At 41.7% G+C, this 6,612-nt stretch carries 3 protein-coding genes; 1 reads left to right on the top strand and 2 read right to left on the bottom strand.

What is annotated here, in order from left to right:
- The coding region (gene dcm / locus IQ229_RS07990) for a DNA cytosine methyltransferase (protein ID WP_194042737.1) at positions 1 to 1,270 on the bottom strand (1,270 nt) is incomplete at its 3' end.
- Positions 1,271 to 2,041: 771 nt separating this feature from the next.
- Between dcm and sbcC the strand changes: the two genes are divergently transcribed.
- Entirely contained in the window at positions 2,042 to 5,068 is a 3,027-nt protein-coding gene (sbcC, locus tag IQ229_RS07985) for an exonuclease subunit SbcC (RefSeq protein WP_194042735.1), read from the top strand.
- On the opposite strand, the gene IQ229_RS07980 is transcribed toward sbcC, so the two are convergent.
- A complete protein-coding gene (locus tag IQ229_RS07980) occupies positions 5,065 to 6,486 on the bottom strand; it encodes a peptidoglycan-binding protein (protein WP_194042733.1) in 1,422 nt (473 codons plus the stop codon). The two genes, sbcC and IQ229_RS07980, sit on opposite strands and share 4 nt — an antisense overlap.
- Positions 6,487 to 6,612: the final 126 nt, after the last annotated feature.

Genomic DNA, 6,612 nt, shown 5'->3' with positions numbered 1-6,612 from the left:
CAGGCCTATCAGCGTCCATTTTTCGCCATTTATTGGGAAATTTATATGGATCATAAGGAGGCACAATTTTATTTTTTAAAGTATCGTATTCTACACTACTAAACTCAACATTTCTATTAGATTGCTTCAACTGCTCCAGCTTTTCATTCAAAATATCTATTGCGTGTTTATGTGCTTCTGGATATTGCTCTCCTGGTAACATCCGATGAAATATCTCGAAATCTCTTTGCGAAAGTGCGCGAATTATATGATCCTTTACCCCACCATTCCCCTCAAAACCTTCCCATTGCCTGAGTTTTAGAGCATAAGATGAAGGTTCTAACTTTTCAGAGTAGGGAATTAATGTGGTAAATCTTTTAGCACCACGTTTTAATTTGCCTTCAAGATGTAAAGTTATAGGAGGTAAATCTCCTATAGCTTCACTTGCACTAATAGCTCTTTCTAAACCCTGATGAGAAAGTGGCGGTGATATATATGAAGAGAAATTATTGGCATTTAACAAATCTAACTGTATAGATACTTTATTCTGCTTTTTACCAGAAAGATGTTTTAATGCCACCTGTCTTGACCCTTCATAACCTCTAGGAAGTTCTATCCAGTGAGTTGGATTTGGAAAACTAACTTGTGTTTTGAGTTCATTTGCGTATGCAATCATAAACATCCTTTCACGCATCTGAGGTACACCATAATACACTGCATTTAGGAGAGTATACCCACAGGTGTAGCCACTTTCGGTAAGAGCTTCACACATCTCTTCAGCAATGTTATGCCCTCCATAATTCAGAGCGTCTGGCACATTTTCCATCAGGAGAGCCAAGGGACGTAAGGATTTAACATAGTGTAGATATCTTAAATACAAATTGGCTCTGGGATCTTGCCGGAAGGCTTCGGGATGATCTGCTACTTCTCTCAATTTTGATCTTCCCACCCTTGCAAAAGCTTGACAAGGTGGGCCACCAATAATTACATCAATGGCATTTGATACCTCGTCACCTAAGAGCAATTCACTAACTAATTGATCTGGTTCAATAATAGTAATATCCCGATTAGTAGTATGTACTTTCCAAATTTCTTCCGATATATTTTTGTAGAAGTTCACCGCATGAGATTCAGCCGCTATAGGATCGCATTCTACGGCTCCTACAATCTCAAAGCCAGCACTGTGAAACCCAAGAGAGAGACCGCCACACCCAGCAAAAATATCTAAAACTCTCGGTTTTCCTCCTAGTTGCAGTCGTTTAATTTTTTGTTTTATCGGGTCTCTAAACACACAATATCCTCGTTGCTATTAGCACTAATGTCCTATATACAGAGCTATGAATTTAATAATATAGCTAATATAATTAGTAAACAAAAGCCCTACAATTTTACAATACTATTACTATAGCGATCCGGAATCATTGGTAAGAAAACGTACTTATTTCTACGTTTGGGGGTGGAAGTTTTACTCAAAACCTCTCTGCACCTTTACAAAACTTCACCAATCCCCTTGCAGTCAACGTTTTTAACTTGATCCAAAGCCTGTGCAAGTTGCACACAGTCGTCCATAACTCCCGCATACAGGGTGCTGTGCTTTATACAAATAACGAAATTCCAGAGGGCGATCGCGACTAGCCAAACTAAAATTATGTTTTGGCGACTAAAATTCGGACAACCATATAAACGAAACCCGCCATCGCGGGTTTTAATTTTTTAGAATTATCCACAAAAAGCGATCCGCTAAGAGAATTCCCAGCTAGTCTGCTTCTGGAAAGTAGATAACCTTGGGGAATTCAAGCAAAAATAATCTCCTACAACTCTTCTTTTGATATTTTTCTCTCAGTCAACACAAAGAAATAACTAAAAGCCTCCAGATGAGTTTCGTTTTTCTCCGAAGATAGCAAAAGTTCTTTATGGAACAAGAAAAATTGACTCATCATATTGTTAATTTTTGTAAAATTGATGTCTTCAAGACTAGAAACCTGATATCTAGATAGCTAAACTAACAAACAGTGCATCTGTACTGTTAATTATTAAAAGTAGATGTGGCGCTATAGCGTGAATGATCCCAGTACAACTTATCCTCAAAAACTTCCTCAGTTACCGTGATGCAACTTTAGATTTTGGTGGTTTGCATACGGCTTGTATTTGTGGTTCCAATGGTGCGGGTAAATCCTCCCTTTTAGAAGCAATCACTTGGGCAATTTGGGGTGAAAGCCGTGCCACTGTTGAAGATGATGTCATCTATTCTGGTGCAAAAGAAGTTCGGGTTGATTTTACTTTCCAAAGTAACCAGCAAAAATATCGGGTGATTCGTACCCGAATTCGGGGAGGTACTAGCGTTCTTGAATTTCAAATAGAAATACCATCTGGGTTTCGCTCCCTCACCGGCAAAGGGGTAAGAGCAACACAGGATTTGATTTTAGAACACATCAAGCTTGATTACGATACATTTATTAATTCTGCCTACTTACGTCAAGGTCGTGCAGATGAATTCATGCTCAAGCGTCCCACAGAACGCAAAGAAATTTTAGCGGAGTTGTTGAAACTCAATCAGTACGATGATTTGGAAGAACGGGCAAAGGAATCTTCTCGTCAGTTCAAAGCCCAGGCAGTAGAGTTAGAGCGTTCTTTGGAGTCGATAAAAATTCAGCTGCAACAACGCGAAATCACCCAAGCGCAAAGAGTGGAGTTAGAAGCCGAACTCAACCAACTGCAACAGGTGCAAGCCTTTGATAATATTCAATTGCAAAGTTTGCAAGTTGTCCAGCACCAGCGCCAAAATTGGGAACAACAACTTAATTTTATAAAGCAGCAATACCAAAATCTTACCCAAGATTGCGATCGCCTCCAACAAGAACAATCAGCAATTGGCTCTCAGCTATCAGATTTAGAAAAAATATTACACCAAGAAGCTGAGATTAAAGCTGGATACGCCCAATATCAAAGTCTACAATCTCAAGAAGAAGCCTTTGCTGTCAAATTTGAAGAATACACCCGCGCCCAACAGAATCGCCAACAAAAGCAACAACAGCTTACCAAACAAATTCACGAAATTGAACGGCAACTGCAACAAGCCCAAGCGCAGCTAGAAGCTTTACAGCAGCAAGAGCGAGATATTCAACAAACTCTCACTAAATCAGGTGAAGTCGAAGTTGCTTTGTCACAGCTAACCGCAGCCCGTCACCATGTTGCTCGTTTAGATCAACTGCAAATGCAAGTTACTCCGTTGTTGCAACAACGAGCAACTTTACAAAGCCAACTCGATCGCACTCATGCTGGTTTAGTAGCGCGACTCGAACAACTGCAAAGTACTGAGAACCAATTGCAACGCCAGCACAGTCGCCAACCGCAACTGCAACAAGCGGTGATGGATGTGGCAATTCAGATTGAGGAACTGGAGAAAAAGCGAGTTTATCTGCAACGAGTCCAAGAAAAAGGGCAAGAAAGGCGTCACTTTATCGAACGTCTGCAAGCTCATCAACGGGATTATGAAAAACTGCTGGGAGAATTAGAGCAGAAATTGCTTATGCTGCAAAATCCTGAAGCACTTTGTCCATTATGTGAACGTCCTTTAGACGAACATCACTGGAGTCGGGTGGTAGAAAAAACCCAAAGTGAGTTAGAGGATACTCAAGGGCAGTTTTGGGTAGTGCGAGAACAAATGGCTGTGTCTGACCGAGAAATTCAGGTATTGAGGCAGGAATATCGCGATATATCCCAACAATTGGCAGGTTATGATGGTTTACGCGAACAACGGGGACAGTTGGCAGCCCAGTTAGAAGCGACAACTGATGTGCAACAACAGTTACAACAAATTGCTGCTGAAAAACAGCATTTAGAGCGATCGCTCCAAGCTGGTGATTACGCTCCTGATAAACAAGCTGAACTCCGGCAACTAGACCAATATCTGCAACAAGTGAATTATAATGAGCAAGATCATGCCCTTGCCCGGAGTGAAGTTGAGCGGTGGCGATGGGCAGAAATTAAACAAGGGCAGATTAAAGATGCAACTAAGCGACAAGCGCAACTATTAGCCAGAAAACCAGAATTACAATCCCAAATTGACCAATTACAAGCCAGAATCCAACAGGATCAGATTGATTCTGAATGTGCTAAACAAATCGCGGCTCTTGAGCGTCACATTACTGAAATTGGCTACAGTTCCGAGCAGCACAACAATCTGCGTATGGCTGCAAAGAAAGCTCAATCTTGGCATTTGCGGTATCAACAACTGTTATCAGCCCAGCAGCAGTATCCCCAACTCCAGACGAGGTTGCAAGAGTTAGAAGAGTCTAGAAGCGCCAGAGTTACGGAGCGGCAAAAACTCGGCAGCCAAATCGAAAGCATTATTCAGCAACTACAAGCAACAGCTAACCCATCTGCCCAAATTCAAGCTTTAGAGCAGCAGTTAGCAATCCGCAGACGGCAACTCGATGAGCAAATTACAAAGTTGGGGCGTTTAGAACAGCTGGCGCATCAACTCGAAACGCTGCAAATTCAGTATGACCAACAGCAGCAGCAATTACAATCTTGCAAGCAGGAATATCGGGTTTATCAGGAATTAGCGCAAGCTTTTGGTAAAAATGGTATCCAAGCACTGATGATTGAGAATGTGTTACCGCAACTGGAAGCCGAGACAAATCAACTACTTTCGCGGCTGAGTGGTAATCAATTTCATGTACAATTTATTACTCAAAAAGCTGGGCGCAGTGCTAAATCAACCAAGAAAAATGCCAAGCTAATAGATACCTTAGATATTTTAATCGCCGATTCTAGAGGAACACGAGCTTATGAAACTTACTCTGGTGGGGAAGCCTTTAGAATTAACTTTGCCATCCGTTTAGCTTTGGCGAAATTATTAGCGCAACGGGCGGGGGCGGCGTTGCAATTGTTGATTGTGGATGAAGGTTTTGGTACACAAGATGCTGAAGGATGCGATCGCTTGATTGCCGCGATTAATGCGATCGCTTCCGATTTTGCCTGCATCCTCACCGTTACCCACATGCCCCACCTCAAAGAAGCCTTCCAAGCCAGGATTGAAGTCAATAAAACTCAGGAAGGTTCACAGTTGAGCTTGTCAATTTAATTGTATTTTACCCGTGCATCCAGACCTAATGAGCGGAGCTTTTTGGTTAGCGTTTCTGCTTGGGCGCGATCGCTAAATGCTCCAGCATTCACATAATCCCCTAAATTGGATTCCTCTGCGACAGCGCTGGGTATATATTGTTGCACTTTACTCAGAGTATCATTACTAGAAATTGGAATTATTACTCTGTAAGGATTATTAGCAACTAATGTATTGCCATTGGTAACAGGTACTACATAGTCATTGGCAGGAGGTAATGCATAGCGGTTAGTGTCAGCTAATACATAATCATTATTTTGAGTATAATTGCCCCCAGTTGAACCATTTAACCCCAATGCTTCCCAAGTTTGCCAATCTACATTTCCAGTAGAATTAATTCGAGAATATTGCTGGAAGGCAACCACAGATTGTCTGGTGTAATCGTTGAAAAGTCCATCAGGATTAGCATTAGAGAAACCCAACTGCGCCAAACGCTCTTGAACTACTCTGACATTTTCTCCGCGATCGCCTACAGTTAGATAATTTCTACTTGGTTGTTGAATACCACCTGTAGAGACTCTACGCACTGAGTCCAAAACTTGGGCATTAGCAATGCCATCAACAGGTAGTCCATTATTTCGCTGGAATGCAATTACAGCTTCTCTAGTCATCGGGCCAACATTCCCAGTGGCATCAGCATTTAAATAACCTAGCTGCCGCAAACGCACTTGCAGTTCTCTCACTTGTTGACTGGAAAGACTCGATCTTCCTGAAGTCGGAGAGGAACCCATTAGTGCGTTCCAAGTTTGTCGATTCACAATCCCGTTAGCAGTTATGCGATAACTTCGCTGGAATGCAATTACAGCATCTTTAGTAATTGGTCCAAAATTCCCAGTGGGATTAGTATTAAAGTAGCCTAACTGCCGTAGACGCTGTTGTAATCTTGTGACGGCTGCACCAGTTTTGCCTTGAGAAAGAGTAGGATATTGACCAACTGCTGATCGCGATGCTCCACTGATATTTCTATTAGAACTTCTACTTTGACACGCTCGTTGCAAGGCTCGTTGAGTACTAGCACCCACAACTCCATCAGCCGATATTCTATTAGCTTGCTGGAATTTGATTACAGCATTTTGAGTCAAGCTAGCAAACTTACCTGTCACTGGGCCGTTAAAATAGCCTAACTTCTTTAAACATCTCTGGTTTCTGCTAACTTCAGGGCCATTACTTCCTATTTTCTGAAGTGCTAAAGCTTCTCCAGCAATACTCAGAAGCCCCGTAATCAGAGCCATAGACAAAAGACGCATTGCAGCACCAGTCGATAACTTTTTCCAATTTAAAAATTTAAAATTAACTACGATAGGAACAACCTTGATGCTTTCGGATGCCTCGTAGACTGAGGCAAGCTTGATTAAATGGCTAGCTACCCCTGTTTTCACTTGCTTTTTTCGAGTTAATGGCTATAAAAAAGTATACTACTTACTATGTGTAATAATTACTTTTCGTATGATTCTTTACAAGTAAGTGTCCTGGTGAGCAGAGAGTGGGGAGATGAGGGAGATAGG

Source organism: Nostoc cf. edaphicum LEGE 07299 (assembly GCF_015207245.1).
Classification (GTDB): domain Bacteria; phylum Cyanobacteriota; class Cyanobacteriia; order Cyanobacteriales; family Nostocaceae; genus Nostoc; species Nostoc edaphicum_B.
This window is presented reverse-complemented; position numbering and strand designations above follow the sequence as displayed.

What these genes read in the sequence shown, in the direction of transcription:
- sbcC (WP_194042735.1), top strand. Translation starts at nt 2,042, where the DNA reads ATGATCCCAGTACAACTTATCCTCAAAAACTTCCTCAGTTACCGTGAT.